This is a genomic window from Falsiroseomonas oryziterrae, assembly GCF_021864505.1.
Taxonomy (GTDB): Bacteria; Pseudomonadota; Alphaproteobacteria; order Acetobacterales; family Acetobacteraceae; genus Falsiroseomonas; species Falsiroseomonas oryziterrae.
In genome coordinates, this window is record NZ_JAKJIB010000718.1 from 1 (window position 1) to 545 (window position 545).

General features: G+C 78.0%; 1 protein-coding gene. It reads left to right on the forward strand.

The annotated features are described in order from the left end of the window. Positions 1 to 545: hypothetical protein (locus L2I40_RS24320; protein WP_372491121.1), on the forward strand; the 545-nt coding region annotated here is incomplete at both ends.

A 545-nucleotide genomic window follows, 5' to 3' on the forward strand; every position in this document is an offset into this window, starting at 1 on the left:
CCCGACCCGCTAGCAGCGGCGCTGGCACACCCTGCGACCGATCATCGCGCGATCCCTGGCGTCCTGGCGCGGATCGCCGGCGAGCGCATCGGGGGCGCCGGCTGGCCCGACCCCGGCGGCGCCGTGCTGCGCGCCGAGCCGCGCAGCGCCGTCTTGGTGCTGGGGCAGGGTCCGGCACAACTCGCAGCCGCGCAGGCGGACGGCCGCGCGGTCATCCGCGCGCGTGACCCCTTCGCTCCGACCCGGACGGCGGATGACGCCTTGCCCCTGCTCGACGCCTGGACGCTGCTAGACGCCGCGGCCGAGATCCGCGGCGCCTCCTCCGAACTCGCGCTGCTCGCACTCGCTGGCGGCGTCGCGGTGGCGGATGGGCCGCTTGCCGGCGCGGACCCGCTGGCGACCTGGGCCGCGCTACTCGCCGCGACGCGCTGCGCCGACCCGTTCCGTCGCGCGCCCTGCGGGCTCGACGCGGCGCTCGATCTGCTCGCCTTGTGGGCCGCGCGGGCGCGTGACGGCCGGCGCGTCGTCGCATGCCTCGGGATGCT